Annotated in this window: 13 protein-coding genes and 1 riboswitch; of the genes, 6 read left to right on the top strand and 7 right to left on the bottom strand. The window is 70.8% G+C overall.

Annotated features, from left to right (window positions below; translation table 11 throughout):
- Positions 1-5: 5 nt before the first annotated feature.
- A complete protein-coding gene (locus tag G3I56_RS21135; protein ID WP_164411175.1) occupies positions 6-2,849 on the bottom strand; it encodes a bifunctional GNAT family N-acetyltransferase/acetate--CoA ligase family protein in 2,844 nt (947 codons plus the stop codon).
- A gap of 178 nt (positions 2,850-3,027) precedes the next feature.
- On the opposite strand from G3I56_RS21135, the gene G3I56_RS21130 reads away from it, so the two are divergent.
- Positions 3,028-3,309 (top strand): HPr family phosphocarrier protein, encoded by a 282-nt coding sequence (locus G3I56_RS21130; RefSeq protein WP_006379745.1) that lies wholly within the window; start codon positions 3,028-3,030, stop codon positions 3,307-3,309.
- A gap of 172 nt (positions 3,310-3,481) precedes the next feature.
- Here the strand turns inward: G3I56_RS21130 and G3I56_RS21125 are convergent, their stop codons facing one another.
- The 4 genes from G3I56_RS21125 to G3I56_RS21110 form a co-directional block, all read right to left on the bottom strand.
- Complete coding sequence (locus G3I56_RS21125; protein ID WP_164411173.1) at positions 3,482-4,177, bottom strand: GntR family transcriptional regulator; 696 nt, start codon at positions 4,175-4,177, stop codon at positions 3,482-3,484.
- Positions 4,178-4,365: 188 nt separating this feature from the next.
- Positions 4,366-5,139, bottom strand: coding sequence for a M23 family metallopeptidase (locus G3I56_RS21120; RefSeq protein WP_164411171.1), 774 nt, complete (start codon positions 5,137-5,139; stop codon positions 4,366-4,368).
- 12 nt (positions 5,140-5,151) lie between these two features.
- A riboswitch (cyclic di-AMP (ydaO/yuaA leader) is annotated at positions 5,152-5,320 on the bottom strand.
- A gap of 217 nt (positions 5,321-5,537) precedes the next feature.
- Complete coding sequence (locus G3I56_RS21115) at positions 5,538-6,926, bottom strand: pitrilysin family protein (protein ID WP_164411169.1); 1,389 nt, start codon at positions 6,924-6,926, stop codon at positions 5,538-5,540.
- Positions 6,923-8,260, bottom strand: coding sequence for a pitrilysin family protein (locus G3I56_RS21110; RefSeq protein ID WP_164411317.1), 1,338 nt, complete (start codon positions 8,258-8,260; stop codon positions 6,923-6,925). Before G3I56_RS21110 ends, G3I56_RS21115 begins: the two co-directional genes overlap by 4 nt.
- Before the next feature lie 275 nt (positions 8,261-8,535).
- Between G3I56_RS21110 and G3I56_RS21105 the strand changes: the two genes are divergently transcribed.
- The gene (locus tag G3I56_RS21105; protein ID WP_164411167.1) at positions 8,536-10,992 is read left to right on the top strand and encodes a DNA topoisomerase IV subunit A; all 2,457 of its coding nucleotides are present in this window, start codon (positions 8,536-8,538) and stop codon (positions 10,990-10,992) included.
- 1 nt (position 10,993) lies between these two features.
- On the opposite strand, the gene G3I56_RS21100 is transcribed toward G3I56_RS21105, so the two are convergent.
- Positions 10,994-12,121: a GTP-binding protein gene (locus G3I56_RS21100; RefSeq protein WP_164411165.1), complete on the bottom strand. Its 1,128-nt coding sequence runs from the start codon at positions 12,119-12,121 to the stop codon at positions 10,994-10,996.
- A gap of 132 nt (positions 12,122-12,253) precedes the next feature.
- On the bottom strand, positions 12,254-13,429 hold the full coding sequence (locus tag G3I56_RS21095; protein ID WP_164411163.1) for a citrate synthase/methylcitrate synthase: 1,176 nt from the start codon (positions 13,427-13,429) through the stop codon (positions 12,254-12,256).
- Positions 13,430-13,527: 98 nt separating this feature from the next.
- Here G3I56_RS21095 and G3I56_RS21090 point away from each other — a divergent pair, with 98 nt between their 5' ends.
- The 4 genes from G3I56_RS21090 to G3I56_RS21075 all read left to right on the top strand — a co-directional run bounded on the left by G3I56_RS21090 (position 13,528) and on the right by G3I56_RS21075 (position 18,367).
- Positions 13,528-14,784 (top strand): citrate synthase family protein, encoded by a 1,257-nt coding sequence (locus G3I56_RS21090; RefSeq protein ID WP_164411161.1) that lies wholly within the window; start codon positions 13,528-13,530, stop codon positions 14,782-14,784.
- Between the two features lie 74 nt (positions 14,785-14,858).
- Positions 14,859-15,797, top strand: coding sequence for a sucrase ferredoxin (locus tag G3I56_RS21085; RefSeq protein ID WP_164411159.1), 939 nt, complete (start codon positions 14,859-14,861; stop codon positions 15,795-15,797).
- 147 nt (positions 15,798-15,944) lie between these two features.
- Positions 15,945-17,690: a sensor histidine kinase gene (locus G3I56_RS21080; RefSeq protein ID WP_239135009.1), complete on the top strand. Its 1,746-nt coding sequence runs from the start codon at positions 15,945-15,947 to the stop codon at positions 17,688-17,690.
- On the top strand, positions 17,687-18,367 hold the full coding sequence (locus G3I56_RS21075) for a response regulator (RefSeq protein ID WP_164411158.1): 681 nt from the start codon (positions 17,687-17,689) through the stop codon (positions 18,365-18,367). The genes G3I56_RS21080 and G3I56_RS21075 overlap by 4 nt, the downstream gene beginning before the upstream one ends.
- The last annotated feature ends 107 nt before the right edge of the window (positions 18,368-18,474 follow it).

The raw sequence follows: 18,474 nt of genomic DNA, 5'->3' as shown, positions 1-18,474 counted from the left end.
ACCGCTCAGTACACAGGAAGTGTCCTGGGACCCAGGTCGTCACGGACGGGCGGCGGCGCCAGCCGCACCGACGCGCCGAGCACGCTCAGTCCGTGCTGCGCGACGACCACCGGCTCCAGGGACACCGCGATGACCTCGGGGTGATCGTCGACGAGCCGCGACACCCTGAGCAGCAGTTCTTCCAGTGCCCCGGTGTCGACCGGCGCCGAGCCGCGCCAGCCGAAGAGGAGCGGCGCCGTCCGGATCGACCGGATCAGCGAGGCCGCGTCGCGGTCGGTGACCGGTATCAGCCGGTGCGCGATGTCCCCGAGCAGCTGCGAGGCGGGGCCGGCGAGCCCGAAGGAGAGCACCGCTCCGGCCGCCGGGTCGATCACCGCCCGTACGACGGTGTCGACTCCCCGCGGCGCCATCCCCTGCACCACGGGCCGCACCTCCTCCGGGCTACCGAAGAGGCCGGTCAGTTCGGCGTACGCCCGCCGCAACTGCTCCTCGTCCGCGAGATCCAGGCGTACGCCGCCCAGGTCGGCGCGGTGCCGCAGGTGCGGGGCGGTGGCCTTCAGGGCGACGGGGTAGCCGAGGGTCCGCGCGGCGGCCACGGCGCCCTCGGGGCTCGGTGCGGGCAGGGCCCCGCGCACCGGGATGCCGTACGTCCCGAGCAGCTCGCACGTCTCGTCCGTACCGAGGGTGAGCCCCTGCCCACGCGCGAGGAGCCCGCCGATCTGCGCGGCGGCGCCCTTCTCGTCGACGTCCTCATAGCCGGGCACCTTGCCGGGCTCGGCGGCCTCCCGCCGCCACTGCGCGTACTTCACGGCTTCCCCGAGGGCCCGCACGGCACGCTCGGCGGCGGGGTAGGCGGGGATGAGACGGGAGCAGGAGTCCGGGTTGGGCGGGGTCGGGGATTCCGGTGCCTGCGGGACCCGCGCGCGGGGCTGCCGTTCCGGCACTGCGGTGCCGGGTGCCGGTGCACCTGCCTGCGGGGCGGTGCTGGCCGCGGCCGACAGCGCCTCCGCGAGCCCGCCCAGCTCCACATGAACCACCAGCACGGGCTTTCCGGGAACCTCCGCCGCAGCCGTCCTCAGCGCCTCGGCCAACGCGGCGTCCCCGGGGGAACCCTCCCCCACCGTGGGGATCGCGGTGACGACGACCGCGTCGCACTCCTCGTCGGCCAACGCCTCCGACAGCGCCCGGTGGAAGTCCCCGGGCGTCGCCGCTGTCGTCAGATCCAGTGGCGCCAACGGCCGCAGCCCCTCGGAGAGGCACGCGTCGTACGTCAGCAGGCCCAGTGACTCCGAGTTCCCCAGGATCGCCACCCGCGGACCGGCGGGCAGTGGCTGCCGGGCCAGCAGCAGCCCCGCGTCGACCAGTTCGGTGATCGTGTCCACCCGGATCACCCCGGCCTGCCGCAGCAGCTCGGACACCGTCGCGTGCGGCAACCGCGTGGCCCGTACGGCATGCCCCTGGGGGGCGGCGCCGCCGTGCCGTGTCCCCTGTACGACCACCAGTGGCTTCGCCGCCGCCGTGCGCCGCGCGAGGCGGGTGAACTTGCGCGGGTTGCCGATGGATTCGAGGTACATGAGGACGACGTCGGTGTCCGGGTCGTCGTACCAGTACTGGAGTACGTCGTTGCCGGACACGTCTGCCCTGTTGCCGGACGAGACGAAGGTCGACACCCCGGTGACCCCGGTGACGCCTCCCCCGCGCCGGTGCAGGCGGGACAGCAGGGCGATCCCGATGGCCCCGGACTGCGCGAACAGCCCGATCCGCCCGGGCCTCGGCATCTCGGGGGCGAGCGACGCGTTCAGCCGGACGTCCGGCGCCGTGTTGATGACGCCGAAGGCGTTGGGGCCGATGATGCGCATCCCGTACGTGCGCGCGTGCCGCACGAGTTCACGCTGCCGCTCCCGTCCCTCGGGGCCGCTCTCGGCGTACCCGGCGGAGACCACGACGAGTCCCTGCACGCCGTGCTCACCGCACTCGGCGACGACACCGGGGACGTACGCGGCCGGGACGGCGACGACCGCGAGGTCGACGGGGCCCCCGATGTCGCCGACCGATCGGTGCGCCGGTATTCCGTCGATGTCCTTCTGGTCCTCCGGGAAAGCGCTGTTGACCGCGTACAGGTCACCGGTGAAACCGGCGTCCCTGATGTGGTCGAGGACGCTGCGGCCGACGCCGCCGGGGGCCCGGCCGACGCCGATGACGGCCACGGCTCCCGGGACGAGCAGCCGCCGCACGGATCGCGCCTCGGCCCGTTGCTCCCGCGCGCGCTGGACGGCGAGCGAGCGGTCGGTGGGCTCCAGGTCGAACTCCAGGCGTACGACACCGTCCTCGAAGCTGCGCTTCTGGGTGTACCCGGCGTCCGTGAACACCTTGATCATTTTACTGTTGGCCGGCAGCACCTCGGCGGCGAAGCGGCGGATGTCGCGCTCGCGGGCGACAGCCGCGATGTGTTCGAGGAGGGCGGAGGCGACGCCCCGGCCCTGGTGCGCGTCCTGCACCAGAAAGGCGACCTCGGCCTCACTGGCGGGACCGGAGGCGGGCAGTCCCTCGGCGTCAATACGGTCGTAGCGTACGGTGGCGATGAACTCGCCGCCGACCGTGGCCGCGAGCCCCACCCGGTCCACGAAGTCGTGGTGGGTGAAGCGGTGGACGTCCTTTGCGGACAGGCGCGGATAGGGCGCGAAGAAGCGGTAGTACTTCGACTCGTCCGAAACCTGTTCGTAGAAGCTGACCAGCCGGTCGGCGTCGTCCGCCGTGATGGGCCGGACACGGGCGGTGCCGCCGTCGCGCAGCACGACGTCCGCCTCCCAGTGGGCGGGGTACTCGTGCCGGTCCGCCGAGTTCTGCATGCGCCCCAGAGTACGGCTCGCGTCCGACAACGTCGCGGGGCAGTCTGTGGGGGACCGAAGTCGGGCCCAGGCCGGGGTTCGAGCGCGGTCCGGGACGGGTTTCGGCCTGCCTCCCGGCACGCTTCACGCTATGGAATAATGGTCTAGACAACCCTGAGACAGTGAAGGGCAGCATCACATGGCTGAGCGCCGCGTCAACGTCGGCTGGGCGGAGGGCCTCCACGCCCGCCCCGCCTCCATCTTCGTCCGTGCGGCCACGGCCGCCGGCGTCCCCATGACGATCGCCAAGGCCGACGGCAACCCCGTCAACGCGGCCTCCATGCTGGCGGTCCTCGGCCTGGGCGCCCAGGGAGGCGAGGAGATCGTCCTCGCCTCCGAGGCGGAGGGCGCCGACGCCGCGCTCGACCGCCTGGCGAAGCTGGTGGCCGAGGGACTCGAGGAACTTCCCGAGACGGTCTGAAAAGTCCGGCGGAGTCCTTGATTGACGGTGGCCGCGGACGCCACCGCAATAGCGTCATCCGCACACGACGAAGGGCCCGCCCGAATATCGGGCGGGCCCTTCGTAATTCCCGGTCGCAGGCAGCAGAAATAATCCCCCGCGAATTCAACCCTCTTTGTATACGGCGCCCGTGTTAATGACGCAGGCCCGTCATGTTTACGGGATGTTGCGAAGTCCTCACACGATCCGCCCGGTCCCCGGCGCCCGGAAATCGAAGCCGGTGCGCACCGGTCGCGCGCTCGGTGTGCAGCGCCGTGATCGCCCGTGCCCGCTCGCTGTCACCGCGCGCCACCGCGTCCACTATCGCCCCGTGCTCCGCCCAGGAGTCGACGGGACTGGCCGGCGCCTCCACCGCGTACATCCAGGCGATCTTGTGCCGGAGCTGGGTGAGCGTCGAGGTCAGGGCATGACTCCCGGAGGCCTGGGCGAGCGTCTCGTGGAACCAGCCCCCCAGGGAGCGCAGATCCTCACTGTTCCCCCTCCTGGCCCGCTCCTGGCCCAGCCTGACCAGGCCCCGCAGCACCTTGAGGTGGGCCTCGGTGCGACGCTGGGCGGCCCGGGAGGCACCCAGTGGCTCCAGAAGCATGCGCATCTCCAGCAGGTCGGAGGCCTCCTGCTCGGTGGGTTCCGCGACGCACGCGCCCGCGTGCCGCCGGGTCACCACGAAGCCCTCTGCCTCCAGGGTGCGCAGGGCCTCACGGACGGGGACGCGCGAGACGCCGTACCGGCGGGCGAGCAGTTCCTCGGTGAGCCGGCTGCCGCGCTCGTAGACACCGGCGACGATGTCGTCCCGGATCGCCGTGCATACCGAGTGCGCCGGAATACGCATGTCCGACCTCCGCTTTAATCCCCGTGAAACGTCGACGATTGACGTGTGTTCAGTGACTCTATTGCAGAGAACCGGAATTTCCGACGGCAGGCCGGAATCCGTGGATATTTTTTGGACACACCACCCTCCGAAACACCGAAAGCCCCGGCTCGGGGAGCCGGGGCCACGACAAGTGGTGCGCGGGGTCGTCAGACGTTCACACCGTGCGAGCGGAGGTAGGCGACGGGATTGATGTCCGAGCCGTACTCCTGCGTCGTGCGCGCCTCGAAGTGGAGGTGCGCGCCGGTGACGTTGCCGGTGGCTCCCGAGAGGCCTATCTGCTGGCCCGGGGTGACCGTCTGACCGACGGAGACATTGATGGACGACAGATGACCGTACTGAGTGTATGTACCATCAATCATCTTGATCACGATGTTGTTGCCGTAGGACCCACCCCAGCCGGCCTCGACGACGGTGCCGGAACCCACCGCCTGGACAGTGGTGCCGGACGCGGCGTGGAAGTCGACGCCTGTGTGGCTGCCGGAGGACCAGAGGGCGCCGCCCGTCTTGTAGCCCGTGGAGATGTACGAGCCGGCGATCGGGGCGACATAGCTGGTCAGGCGCTTGCGCTCGGCCTCACGGGCGGCGCGGGCCTTCGCCTCGCGCGCCTCCTTGACCCGCTCCTCCGCCTCCTTCTGCGCGGCGGCCACAGCCCGCTCCTCGGCGGCGGCCTTCTCGGCGGCCTGCTCCTGGGCGACGGCCTGCGCGTCGATCTGGTCGGCGAGCGCCTCGCCGATGGAGATCACCGGGGTGAGACCGGTCTGCTCGACGGCGGACTCCGCGGCGAGAGCCGGAGCGGCGAGGGAGCCGACGACGCCGGTGGTCGCGAGGGCTGCGACTCCGGCCGCGCGGACCGTCGTACGGGTGACAAGACTGGGACGGCGGGGACGACGGTGCTTCCCGGTGGCGCGGGTGAACGCCATGTGGTGGTGGGTCCTTTCCTTCCTTCTCGCCTACCGGGTTAGCTGACGGGTTCGGAGCAGGAAGGTCTCCTACGGACACCCTCGCTGCACGCGCGGGCATCCGATTCACCCCAGGGACTGCACATGGTGGGTCCCCGGCTCCCCTGGCTCGCGCCGTACGGGGACTCGGCGATGACTGTCCGGTTGCCGCGGGTGCGGCGCAGTGCATGACGGACAGCCGGACAGACGCTAAGCGGGACGTCTTTCAATCAACAAACCGATCACGGGTTTTGTAGCGCATGCCACAGTGCAGACAGTCCACCTCTCCATCAATACGGACAACTTGCGCATCAACATGGACAAAGAAGCCCCGGTGACGCTTTCGCCACCGGGGCCTCTGTCGTGTACGCCGGGTGCCGCTACTCGGCGGGGACGACGGTCACTTCGCCGATGCCGAGGGCCCGGACGGGCTCCTCGATCGTCGCCGCGTCACCGACGAGGACCGTCACCAGACGATCCACCGGGAAGGCGTTGACGGCCGCCGCGGTGGCCTCCACGGTGCCGGTCGCGGCGAGCTGCCGGTACAGCGTCGCCTGGTAGTCGTCGGGCAGGTGCTGCTCGACCTGGTCGGCCAGCGTGCTCGCCACGGCCGCCGCGGTCTCGTACTTGAGCGGGGCGACACCGACCAGGTTCTGCACCGCGACATCGCGTTCGGCGTCGGTGAGCCCCTCGGCCGCGAGGGTCCGCAACACCTTCCAGAGGTCCTCCAGCGCGGGACCGGTGTTCGGCGTGTCGAAGGACCCGCTGATGGCGAGCAGCGAGGCGCCCGTGCCGTCCGGCGCCGACCTCAGGACCTGGCCGAACGCCCGCACACCGTAGGTGTAACCCTTCTCCTCGCGCAGGACACGGTCCAGGCGGGAGGTGAGGGTGCCGCCGAGGCAGTACGTGCCGAGGACCTGGGCGGCCCAGACACGGTCGTGCCGGTCGGCGCCGATGCGGCCGATGAGCAGCTGGGTCTGCACGGCGCCGGGGCGGTCCACGATGACGACCCGGCCGGTGTCGTCGGCGGTCACCGGCGGCACGGGCCGCGGCTCGGCCGACGAGCCCGTCCAGGCCCCCAGGGTGTCGCCGAGCAGCGCGTCCAGGTCGATGTCGGTGAGGTCGCCGACGACCACGGCCGTGGCTGTGGCGGGCCTGACGTGCCTCTCGTAGAAGGCGCGTACGGCAGCCGCGTCGATCTTCGCGACCGTCTCCTCGGTTCCCTGGCGCGGACGGGACATCCGCGAGGCCGCCGGGAACAGCTCCTTGTACAGCTGCTTGGCGGAGCGACGGGCCGGGTTGGCCGTCTCGTGCGGGATCTCGTCGAGCCGGTTGCGCACCAGCCGCTCGATCTCGCTGTCCGAGAACGCGGGCGCCCTGAGGGCGTCGGCCAGCAGACCGAGCGCCTTGGGGAGCCGCGACACGGGGACTTCGAGGCTGAGGCGCACACACGGGTGGTCGGCGTGCGCGTCGAGGGTGGCGCCGCAGCGCTCCAGCTCGGCGGCGAACTCCTCGGCGGAGTGCTTGTCGGTGCCTTCGGAGAAGGCCCGGGCCATGATCGTGGCCACTCCGTCGAGACCGGCCGGCTCGGCCTCCAGGGGGGCGTCGACGAGCACCTCGACGGCGACGACCTGCTGGCCGGGGCGGTGACAGCGCAGGACTGTCAGACCGTTGCCGAGTGTGCCGCGCCCGGGGGCCGGGAACGCCCAGGGCCTGGCCTCGCCCGCCTGGGGCTGGGGGTGGAACTCCATCGTGGCGAGCTCGGTCACTTGGCCGCCTCCTCGTCGGTGTCGGTGGCAGTGTCGGCGGTGAGGGGCTCGTAGACGAGCACCGCGCGGTTGTCGGGGCGCAGCCGGTCCTTGGCGGCCTGCTGGACCTCCTCGGCCGTCACGTCCAGCACGCGCTGCACGGCGGTCAGCGCGAGCTGCGGATCGCCGAACAGCACCGCGAAACGGCACAGTTCGTCGGCGCGGCCCGAGACCGTACCGAGCCGGTCCAGCCACTCGCGCTCCAACTGGGCCTGGGCGCGCTCCATTTCCTCGGCCGTGGGGCCTTCCGCGGCGAACCGGGCGAGCTCCTCGTCGACGGCGGCCTCGATGACCGGCACCTCGACGTCCGCGGAGGTCTTCACGTCCAGCCACCCCAGGGAGGGTGCTCCGGCCAGCCGCAGCAGGCCGAACCCGGCCGCGACCGCCGTACGGTCCCGCCGTACGAGCCGGTTGTAGAGGCGGGAGGATTCGCCGCCGCCGAGGACGGTGAGCGCCAGGTCGGCCGCGTCACACGCACGCGTGCCGTCCTCCGGGAGCCGGTAGGCGGCCATCAACGCGCGCGAGGGGACCTCCTCCACGACGACCTCGCGCAGTTCCTCGCCGATGACGTCGGGGAGGGCGCCGGAGCGCGGCGCGGGCTTGCCGTCGTGCCCGGCGACGGATCCGAAGTACTTCTCGACCCAGGCGAGCGTCTGGGCGGGGTCGATGTCCCCGACGACCGACAGGACGGCGTTGTTGGGCGCGTAGTAGGTGCGGAAGAAAGCGCGCGCGTCCTCCAGCGTCGCCGCGTCCAGGTCGGCCATCGAGCCGATCGGCGTGTGGTGGTAGGGGTGGCCCTCCGGGTAGGCGAGGGCGGTCAGCTTCTCGAACGCCGTCCCGTAGGGGACGTTGTCGTAACGCTGCCTGCGCTCGTTCTTGACGACGTCCCGCTGGTTCTCCATGGACTCGTCGTCGAGGGCCGCGAGCAGCGAGCCCATGCGGTCGGCCTCCAGCCAGAGGGCGAGCTCCAGTTGGTGGGTGGGCATGGTCTCGAAGTAGTTGGTGCGCTCGAAGCTGGTGGTGCCGTTGAGCGAGCCGCCCGCGCCCTGGACCAGTTCGAAGTGGCCGTTGCCCTTCACCTGGCCCGAACCCTGGAACATCAGGTGCTCGAAGAGGTGAGCCAGGCCGGTACGCCCCTTGACCTCGTGGCGCGACCCGACGTCGTACCAGAGGCACACCGCTGCGACCGGGGTCAGGTGGTCCTCGGAGAGCACCACGCGCAGCCCGTTGGCGAGGCGGTGCTCGGTCGCTGTCAGGCCGCCGGAGCCTGCCTCGGCTGTGGCCGTGTGACCCATGGGCATGTACGTCCCTTCGATCGCGGATGCGGTTGTTGCAACCGCTGTTTTCCTGCCGGTCCTGCCACTGTATGCAAGCGTGTGGAGTGCTGGCGAAGTTCCCGGCGGACGTACGCCGACAGCGAGATTCCTCGGGTGCCAGGCGGTACGTTTCAGCAACAGCGGCCATCGCCCAACACCGCCGCAGGCACGGGCCTTGGTCCGCGTTGTCAGTGCGGCAGTCCACAATGGTCCGCGTCAGATCCTGTTCATGTCTCAGCAAGGAGCCGGCAGCGATGGCCCGCCGCACCACGAAGACCCCGCCGCCCGATGACTTCGAGGAGCGGATCCTCGACATCGACGTCGTCGACGAGATGCAGGGCTCCTTCCTCGAGTACGCGTACTCGGTCATCTACTCCCGAGCCCTGCCCGACGCCCGCGACGGCCTCAAACCCGTACACCGTCGCATCGTCTACCAGATGAACGAGATGGGCCTGCGCCCCGACCGCGGCTATGTGAAGTGCGCCCGCGTCGTCGGCGAGGTCATGGGTAAGCTGCACCCGCACGGCGACGCGTCGATCTACGACGCCCTGGTGCGTCTCGCCCAGCCGTTCTCCATGCGCGTGCCGCTGGTCGACGGTCACGGCAACTTCGGTTCGCTGGGCAACGACGACCCGCCGGCCGCCATGCGGTACACCGAGGCCCGCATGGCCGACGCGACGTCCCTGATGACGGAGTCGATCGAAGAGGACACCGTCGACTTCGCCCCCAACTACGACGGCCAGGAGCAGGAACCGGTGGCACTGCCCGCCGCCTTCCCGAACCTGCTGGTGAACGGCGCGTCCGGCATCGCCGTCGGTATGGCCACGAACATGCCGCCGCACAACCTCGGCGAGGTCATCTCGGCCGCCCGTCACCTCATCCGCTACCCGGGCGCCGACCTCGACACCCTGATGCGGCACGTCCCGGGCCCCGACCTGCCCACCGGCGGCCGGATCGTCGGCCTCGCCGGGATCAGGGACGCGTACGAGACGGGCCGCGGCACGTTCAAGATCCGTGCCACGGTGTCGGTGGAGAACGTGACGGCGCGCCGCATGGGCCTGGTCGTCACCGAACTGCCCTTCACCGTCGGCCCGGAGAAGGTGATCGCCAAGATCAAGGACCTGGTCGGCGCGAAGAAGCTCCAGGGCATCGCCGACGTCAAGGACCTCACCGACCGCAGCCACGGCCTGCGCCTGGTCATCGAGGTCAAGAACGGCTTCGTGCCGGAAGCCGTCCTGGAACAGCTCTACAAGCTGACGCCGATGGAGGAGTCCTTCGGCATCAACAACGTGGCGCTCGTGGACGGCCAGCCCCTCACTCTGGGGCTCAAGGAGCTCCTGGAGGTCTATCTCGACCACCGCTTCGAGGTCGTACGGCGTCGCTCGGAGTTCCGCCGCACCAAGCGCCGCGACCGGCTGCACCTGGTCGAGGGCCTGCTCACCGCGCTGGTGGACATCGACGAGGTCATCCGGCTGATCCGCTCCAGCGACAACTCCGCGCAGGCGAAGGAACGCCTGATGGAGCGGTTCTCCCTCTCGGAGATCCAGACGCAGTACATCCTGGACACCCCGCTGCGCCGGCTGACCCGGTTCGACCGCATCGAGCTGGAGTCCGAGAAGGAGCGGCTGGCCGCCGAGATCGCGGAACTGACCCGGATCCTGGAGTCGGACGCGGAGCTCCGCAAGCTGGTCTCGAACGAACTGGCCGCGGTGGCCAAGAAGTTCGGCACCGAGCGGCGCACGGTCCTGCTGGAGTCGGCCGGCGCCGCCCCCGCGGCGGGCGTCCCGCTCCAGGTGGCCGACGACCCGTGCCGGGTCCTGCTCTCTTCTACGGACCTGCTGGCGCGTACGGCGAACGGCGAGCCGTTCCCGGCGGACGAGGACGGTCGGCGCGCCAAGCACGACCTGATCGTCTCCGCGGTCCCGGCGACGGCACGGGGCGAGGTGGGCGCGGTGACGTCGGCCGGCCGCCTGCTGCGTATCAACGTCATCGATCTGCCCCGGCTCCCCGACACGATGGCGGCACCCAACCTCTCGGGCGGCGCCCCGCTGTCGGAGTTCCTCTCCCTGGAGGACGGCGAGACAGTGGTCTGTCTGACGACGCTCGACGAGTCGTCCCCGGGCCTCGCGATCGGCACGGAGCAGGGCGTCGTCAAGCGGGTGGTCCCCGACTATCCCTCCAACAAGGGGGAGCTGGAGGTCATCACGCTCAGGGACGGCGACCGGATCGTCGGTGCCGCGGAGCTACGCACGGGCGAGGAGGACCTGGTCTTCATCACGGACGACGCCCAGCTGCTGCGCTTCCAGGCCGCCCATGTCCGCCCGCAGGGCCGCCCGGCCGGCGGTATGGCCGGCATCAAGCTCACGGACGGTGCCAAGGTGATCTCGTTCACGGCGGTGGACCCGGCGGTGGACGCGGTCGTCTTCACGGTCGCCGGATCGCGGGGCACGCTGGACGACTCCGTGCAGACGACCGCGAAGCTGACCCCCTTCGACCAGTATCCGCGCAAGGGCCGCGCCACCGGCGGCGTCCGCTGCCAGCGGTTCCTGAAGGGCGAGGACTGTCTGTCCCTTGCCTGGGCGGGCCCCGCTCCGGCGAGGGCGTCCCAGAAGAACGGCACCCCGGCGGAGCTCCCGGAGATGGACCCGCGCCGCGACGGCTCGGGCCTGTCGTTGCCGAAGACGGTGGGTGTGGTGACGGGCCCGGTGTAGGTCAGCCGACCTCTCCGGAGCCCTCTGGGCTCTGCTCCTGTACGTACCTCAGGACGCCCCACATGCTGTGCTCGTCGGCGTGTGGGGCGTCGTCCATACATGCCTCCAGGTCCTTGCCGAGGACAGGCAGCTGGACGCCGGACCCGATGAGGACGAGCCGGCTGAGCCGCTCCTCGCCGTCGGCCCAAGGCTCGGGATAGAACCGCAGGAACCGCCCGACGGCATGCACGGCGTACCGGTTGCCCGGGTCGTGCGGTCCGAAGTCGACATACCCCTTGATGCGGTAGAGCCCTGCGGGCCGGCTGTCGAGGAAGTCCATCAGCCGACGCGGATGGAGGGGGGTCGAGGAGCTGAAGGAGAGGCTGTCGTAGGCGGCGTGCAGGTGCGCGGAATGGCCCCCCGCGCCGTCCTCACGACCGTCTTCGTCCTCCCTGTGACCGTCCTTTCCGTGATCGTCACTTCCGTGATCGTGCAGGTCGTCGAAGGACAGCTGCCCGATGCGCTCCCGGGTCGGCCGGCAGTCGAAGAGGAACTCGGGATCTACGCGCCCGTAGTCGGCGGGGACGACAGCGGCACGGTCGACCAGTCCGCGGACGGTCTCCAGGACCCGCTCACCGCCGTCCGCGACCCGCCCGACCTTGTTGACGACGACGAGATCGGCGAGGGCGAGATGCCGGTCGACCTCGGGGTGCTTCACCCGCGTGTCGTCGAACTCGACGGCGTCGACGACCTCGACGAGTCCCCCGTACACGACCCGGGGATTCTCACTGGCGAGCACCATCCGAACGAGTTCCTGCGGCTCGGCGAGCCCACTGGCCTCGATGACGACGACGTCGATCCGGGCCGAGGGTTGAGTGAGTCGATCAAGATAGACATCGAGCTCACTCGCATCGACAGCGCAGCACAGACATCCGTTGCCGAGCGACACCGTGGAGTCCCCCAGCGCCCCCGCGACAGCCATGGCGTCGATCTCGATGGCCCCGAAGTCATTGACGAGGGCCCCGATACGACTGCCACCGCTGCGGTGGAGGAGATGGTTGAGGAGGGTGGTCTTGCCGGAACCGAGGAAGCCGGCGAGGACGATGACGGGGATCTGTCGAGGGCTCTGGCTCGGACCCGGCTGACTCAATCTGCGACCTCTCTCACGCCGACGCGCACAAGGGGACTCACGGCCCCGCGCGCGTACGAGGAACGAATGCCGCCCCAGGATACGAGCCGGAGAATCGTCGCCGGGTGAACGGTCGTCAGCGGCCGGTCCCTGTCAGACCGGCAACGGCACCGCGACCGGCGGTACGGGCCCCACATAGCGCGCCGCCGGCCGAATGATCTTCGAGTCCTCCGCCTGTTCCAGGATGTTGGCGCTCCAGCCCACCACACGGGCCGCCGCGAAGGTCGGCGTGAACATCTCGCGCGGCAGGCCGCACAGTTCCATGACCACGCCCGCGTAGAACTCGACGTTCGTGTGCAGTTCGCGGCCCGGCTTCAGTTCGGCCAGGATCGCTTCCACCCGTCGTTCGACCTCGACCGCCAGATCGACCAGCGGGCCGCCGAACTGCTCGGCGATACTCCGGAGCATGCGCGAGCGTGGGTCCTCGGTGCGGTAGACCGGGTGTCCGAAGCCCATGATGCGGTCGCCGGCGAGAACGCGTTCGCGGATCCAGGTGTCGATGCGGTCCGGCGTGCCGATCGCGTCCAGGGTGTCCAGCGCGCGGCTCGGGGCGCCGCCGTGCAACGGGCCTGACAGGGCTCCGACCGCTCCCACGAGACAGGCCGCCACATCCGCCCCGGTGGACGCGATGACCCGCGCCGTGAAGGTTGATGCATTGAATCCATGATCAATGGTTGAGATCAAGTATTGCTCAATCGCCCTGGCGTGCAGCGGATCCGGCTCCGACCCCGTCAACATGTACAGGTAGTTGGCCGCATACGAGAGGTCGTCCCGCGGCTCCACCGGGTCGAGGCCCCGGCCCAGCCGATGCAGCGCCGTCAGTACGGTCGGCACGGCCGCCGAGGCGACCAGGGCGTCCGCGCGCCGTTCCTCCGCGTCGATGTCGTACACGGGACGGAAGCCCTTCGCGGCACCGAGCAGCGACAGTGCCGTGCGCATGCCGGCCAGCGGTCCGGACCGTCCGCTCGCCGCCGCGATCGCCGGCAGTGCCGAGCGCACCTCGTCCGGCAACCGTCGCAGCGCCGCGGTCTGCGCGGTGAAAGCGGCGAGACGGTGCGCGTCCGGCAGCTCACCGTGGACCAGGAGGTGCCAGACATCCTCGAAGCCGCGGGTCTGCGCGAGTTCGACGGCGGAGTACTGGCGGTAGTGGTAAAACCCCTCGCGTCCTCTGACGTCACCAATTCGGGTGTCGGTGACGACGACGCCCGCGAGCCCTCGCGGAACGTCGAGAAGGGTGGTTGCGGCTGTTGCGGCCCGGTTGTTCGGCATATTTCCTCCCTGAACTTGATTCGACTGTCCATGATTGACTGAAACGATGTCAATATTGATTGAATCAATATTCAGTCCATACGGATACGGTGATCTCCATGCGCGATCAGGAAACCGCCCCCGACCACACCAGCCGCCGGCTGAGCACCAGGGAGACCGCCGAACTGCTCGGCGTGAAGCCCGAGACCGTGTACGCGTACGTGAGTCGCGGTCAGCTCAGCAGCCGACGCGACCCCGGGGGCCGAGGCAGCACCTTCGACGCCACGGAGGTGGAGGCGCTCGCCCGCCGCAACAAGCGGGAGAGCGGCGTGAGTTCGGCCTCCGGCGGCGAGCTGTCCGTACGGACCCGGCTCACCCTCATCGACAAGGACCGGTACTACTTCCGGGGCGTCGACGCCACCGAGCTGGCCGTACGCCACTCCTACGAAGAAGTCGCCGAATGGCTGTGGACAGGCACCCTGCGCCCCGGGGCCACCTTCACCGCACCCAAGGCCTCCGTCGCCGCCGCCCGCCGCTCCGTCAACGCGCTGCCGGAGCACAGCGACCCGGTCGACCGGCTCCGGGTCGCCGCCATCGCCGCGGCAGCGGTCGATCCGCTCCGCTTCGACCTCTCCGAGGGCACCGTGCTGGGCACCGCCCGCACCCTCATCCCCACCCTCGTCGCCGCCCTGCCGCCACGCGCACCCGGCCACCGCGACGACGGCCCGCTGGCCCGACGTCTCTGGGCCCGGCTCACCATCCGGATCGCCGACGAGGCGTCACTGCACGCCCTGGACACGGCACTCGGCCTCCTCGTCGACCACGACCTGGCCGCCTCGACCCTGGCCGTACGCGTCGCCGCGTCCGCCCGCGCGCACCCCTACGCGGCCGTCTCGGCGGGGCTCGGCGTCCTCGAAGGCCCCCTCCACGGCGCAGCCGGCGGCCTGGCCCACCGGATGCTGCTCGACGTGCTCGACGAGGGCGACGCGGCTCCCGTGGTGGCGGACGAGCTGCGCGCGGGCCGCCGCGTCCCCGGGCTCGGCCACCGGCTCTACCCCGGCGAGGATCCACGCGCGCGTGCCCTCTTCGCCCTCCTCGACGAGCTGCCGCACGCCGCGCCCGCCCTCGCCGCTGCCCGGGACGTCGTGACGACCACCGCCCGTCACGCTCCCCTGCACGCCAATGTGGACCTTGCCCTGGCCGTGTTCACCGTCGCCTGCGGCATGGGAGCGTCGGCAGCCGAGACGATCTTCGCCGTCGCCCGTACGGCCGGCTGGATCGCACACGCCCTGGAGGAGTACGGCGAGCATCCGCTGCGGATGCGCCCGTCCGGAACCTACGTGGGCGAGCGCCCTCCGCAACCGCTCCCGGAGTAGCCCGGCAGTGCCGGAACCACCCGTTCCGCGCGGCTGGAGGTCGCCATGCGGCGAGTCAGGTTAGGCTCACCTCTGTGAGTAGGTGCGCAACCGTCTCCCGGGACCTCGACGAGCCCATCGCGGGAACCGCGGCGACCGCGAGGACGTGGCTGCTGCTGGAGCAGTCGGGCCCATGGGGTGCCCAGGCGCTCACCATGAGCCACCTGGACCCCGCACTCGGCCGCGCCCTGGAGAAGGCCGCGGAGGGGACCGGTGTCCGGATCGCGCTGATCCGCCGCCCCGGCCGCCACGCCGACTTCGGGCCACCCGCCGTACGACAGGTGTACGCGGCCCACACCACGCCAGGGAACGTGTGGCTGCACAGCGCCACGACCCGCGCCCCCGAGCAACTGCTCGACCTCGACTTCTCCGCGCTCGGCAAGGGCGCCCCCGAAACCTTCGACGCCGCACTCCAGGGGCGGCCCCACACCGGGGACCCCCTCGCGCTCGTCTGTACCAACGGCAAGCGCGACCGCTGCTGCGCACTGCTCGGCCGCCCGCTCGCCGCCGAACTCGCCTCCTCCGGGGTCGAGGGCGCCTGGGAGGTCACACACCTCGGCGGCCACCGTTTCTCACCGACGCTGCTCGTCCTGCCGTACGGATACGCGTACGGCCGCGCCCAGGCCCCGCACGTCAAGGAGGTCCTCCAGGGCGTGCGCGAAGGGCGTGTCGTCGTGGAGGGCTGTCGCGGCGGCTCCGCCTGGGAGCGGCCCGGACAGGCCGCGGAACTGGCCGTCCGCTCGGCGGCGCGCGAGTACGCGGCGGACGCCCTGAGCGTCGTGCGGACGGACGGCTCGGCACCGCACTGGGAGGTGACCGTCGCTCACACGGACGGGCGCCGGTGGAACGTCGTGGTGACCCAGGGCCCCTCGCTGCCACCTCGCCCGGAAAGCTGCGGATCGGCGTTGGGTTCGCCCGCGCGGATGGATGTGGTGTCGGTACGCGAACTGGTGTCCACGGCTCGGACGCGGTGACCGCGCGACGTCATCCCGTCCGTACAGCCCGTGGTCCACCCGTCAAACACCCGTACACGCTCAAGCACGCCCGTACACACATTGATCAAGAGATCCACGTAGCACCCCACTACGGCACAGGCACCTCATCCCCGTACCGTCATGGGTATGAGCCCCACTCCCCCTGGACGCCGCCTGCGCCTCGGTCTGCCGCGGCGGATGTTCTCGCAGGTGCTGCTGATGCAGGTGGCGATCGCCGCGGGAGTCGCGGTGCTCGCGACCGGGCTGTTCCTCGCCCCGCTCAGCGATCAGCTGGACGACCAGGCGATGCGCCGGGCGCTGGCGATCGCGCAGACCACCGCGGCCCAACCGCAGATCGCCGAGGACCTGCAGGGAAGCAGGCCGTCGGTCGACGGCCCGGTGCAGACCGAGGCGGAGCAGATCCGGAAGGCCAGCGGGGCCGAGTACGTCGTGGTGATGGACATGAGAGGCGTGCGCTGGTCGCACACGGACCCGAAGGAGATCGGCCGGGTCGTCTCCACCGACCCCCGCCAGGCGCTGGCGGGCAAGGAGGTCATGGAGATCGACAGCGGCACCCTGGGCCGCTCGGCCCGCGGCAAGGTGCCACTGCGCGACACCGGCGGCAGGGTCGTCGGGGCGGTCTCGGTCGGCATCGAGTACGACAGTGTGCGCGCCCTGCTGTTCCACGCGATTCCGGGGCTGCTCGCGTACGCAGGCGGCGCCATGGCCGTCGGCGCTCTGGCCGCCTGGCTGATCTCCCGACGGGTGCAGCGACAGACCCGGGACCTGGCCTTCTCGGACATCGCGGCGTTGCTCGCGGAGCGCGAGGCCGTGCTGCACGGCATCCGCGAGGGCGTCGTCGCCCTGGACCGTGCGGGCCGCGTCCGGCTCCTCAACGACGAGGCACAGCGCCTGCTGGGCATCGGCGAGGAGGCTGTCGGCCGCTCCCTGGACGAGGCGCTCGGTGCCGGACGTACCACCGATGTGCTGGCCGGACGCGTGACCGGAACCGACCTGCTCACCGTGCGGGGCCAGCGTGTACTGGTCGCCAACCGCATGCCCACGGACGACGGCGGCGCCGTCGCCACCCTGCGCGACCGCACCGAGCTGGAGCAGCTCGGCCGCGAACTCGACTCCACGCACGGTCTGCTCGACGCCCTGCGCGCCCAGGACCACGAACACGCCAACCGCATGCACACGCTTCTGGGACTGCTCGAACTGGAGATGTACGAGGACGCCGCGGAGTTCATCGGCGAAGTGGTGGGCGACCATCGGGCCACCGCGGAGCAGATCGCCGAGAAGATCCGCGATCCGCTGCTCGCCGCACTGCTGGTCGGCAAGGCCACCGTGGCGGCGGAACGCGGTGTCGCCCTGTGGGTCTCGGACCGCACCCTGCTCCCGGACCGGCTGATCGATCCAAGAGGGCTGGTCACCGTCGTCGGCAACCTGGTCGACAACGCGCTGGACGCCGTAGCCGGCACCGCGCACGCGCGCGTGGAGGTCGAACTGCGCGCGGAGGGTCGAACCGCGGTTCTCAGGGTGCGCGACACGGGACCCGGAATCCCGGTGGAACAGCGCGAGTTGGTCTTCACGGAAGGGTGGTCCACGAAGAAGCCCCCGGCACACGGCAAGCGCGGAATCGGTCTCCCCCTGGTACGCCGACTCGCGGAGCGGCAGGGTGGCAGCGCGCGCGTGGACGATGCCGAGGGCGGGGGCGCGGAGTTCACGGTCGTACTGCCGGAGGCACTCGCGGAACCGGACCCGGCAGCGGAACCCCGGCACACCCTCGTCCCGGAGGTGGAACACGCGCGAGTCCCGGACACGGAACCGTCCCCGGCCCAGGCGACCAGCACGGCCACCGGCGCGCCCCCCGCACAGGAGGAATCGAGATGATCGAGGTCCTGGTCGTGGACGACGACATCCGGGTGGCGCGCGTCAACGCCGCCTACGTGGAGAAGGTGCTCGGCTTCCATGTCGCGGGAGTGGCCCACAGCGCGGCCGAGGCACTGCGGCAACTGGAGGCTCTGCCGCACCTCGACCTCGTCCTCATGGACCACTACCTGCCCGACGGCACGGGCCTGTCGGTCGTCCAGGAGATGCGCCGACGCGGCCACGAGACCGACGTGATCATGGTGACAGCGGCCCGGGACGTGTCGACCGTACAGGCGGCGATGCGGCAGGGAGCACTGCAGTATCTGGTCAAGCCGTTCGCCTTCGCGGGGCTGCGCGCCAAGCTGGAGGCCTACGCGGAGCTGCGCCGCACCCTCGACGGCGGCGGCGAGGCCGAACAGGCCGAGGTGGACCGGATCTTCGGCGCCCTGTCCTCCGGACCCGAGCCCGAACTGCCCAAGGGGCACTCCCCCACCACCGCGGAACTCGTGCGCCGAGCCCTGGTGAACGCCGAAGGCCCCCTGTCGGCGCAGGAGATCGCCGAACGGACAGGGGTGAGCCGCCAGACCGCCCAGCGCTATCTGAAGCTGCTGGAGCGCACGGGACGGGCCAGGCTGACCCTGAAATACGGCGACGCGGGCCGCCCGGAGCACCGTTACGTGTGGGCGACCCGCCCCTGAGAGCGGGCACGACGGAGTTGTGAAGATCTTGCTCGCGCCCCGCTGTTCGATGGCGGGAGACATGGCGCATGCCACAACATCGGACTTCGGGGCGCAAGCCGTTCTTC

The sequence above is a fragment of the Streptomyces sp. SID12488 genome (genome assembly GCF_010548275.1).
Taxonomy (GTDB): domain Bacteria; phylum Actinomycetota; class Actinomycetes; order Streptomycetales; family Streptomycetaceae; genus Streptomyces.
This window is presented reverse-complemented; position numbering and strand designations above follow the sequence as displayed.

Coding starts and splice junctions, on each gene's coding strand:
- G3I56_RS21135 (WP_164411175.1), bottom strand. CDS start 2,849: ATGCAGAACTCGGCGGACCGGCACGAGTACCCCGCCCACTGGGAGGCG.
- G3I56_RS21130 (WP_006379745.1), top strand. CDS start 3,028: ATGGCTGAGCGCCGCGTCAACGTCGGCTGGGCGGAGGGCCTCCACGCC.
- G3I56_RS21125 (WP_164411173.1), bottom strand. CDS start 4,177: ATGCGTATTCCGGCGCACTCGGTATGCACGGCGATCCGGGACGACATC.
- G3I56_RS21120 (WP_164411171.1), bottom strand. CDS start 5,139: ATGGCGTTCACCCGCGCCACCGGGAAGCACCGTCGTCCCCGCCGTCCC.
- G3I56_RS21110 (WP_164411317.1), bottom strand. CDS start 8,260: ATGGGTCACACGGCCACAGCCGAGGCAGGCTCCGGCGGCCTGACAGCG.
- G3I56_RS21105 (WP_164411167.1), top strand. CDS start 8,536: ATGGCCCGCCGCACCACGAAGACCCCGCCGCCCGATGACTTCGAGGAG.
- G3I56_RS21095 (WP_164411163.1), bottom strand. CDS start 13,429: ATGCCGAACAACCGGGCCGCAACAGCCGCAACCACCCTTCTCGACGTT.
- G3I56_RS21090 (WP_164411161.1), top strand. CDS start 13,528: ATGCGCGATCAGGAAACCGCCCCCGACCACACCAGCCGCCGGCTGAGC.
- G3I56_RS21080 (WP_239135009.1), top strand. CDS start 15,945: ATGAGCCCCACTCCCCCTGGACGCCGCCTGCGCCTCGGTCTGCCGCGG.
- G3I56_RS21075 (WP_164411158.1), top strand. CDS start 17,687: ATGATCGAGGTCCTGGTCGTGGACGACGACATCCGGGTGGCGCGCGTC.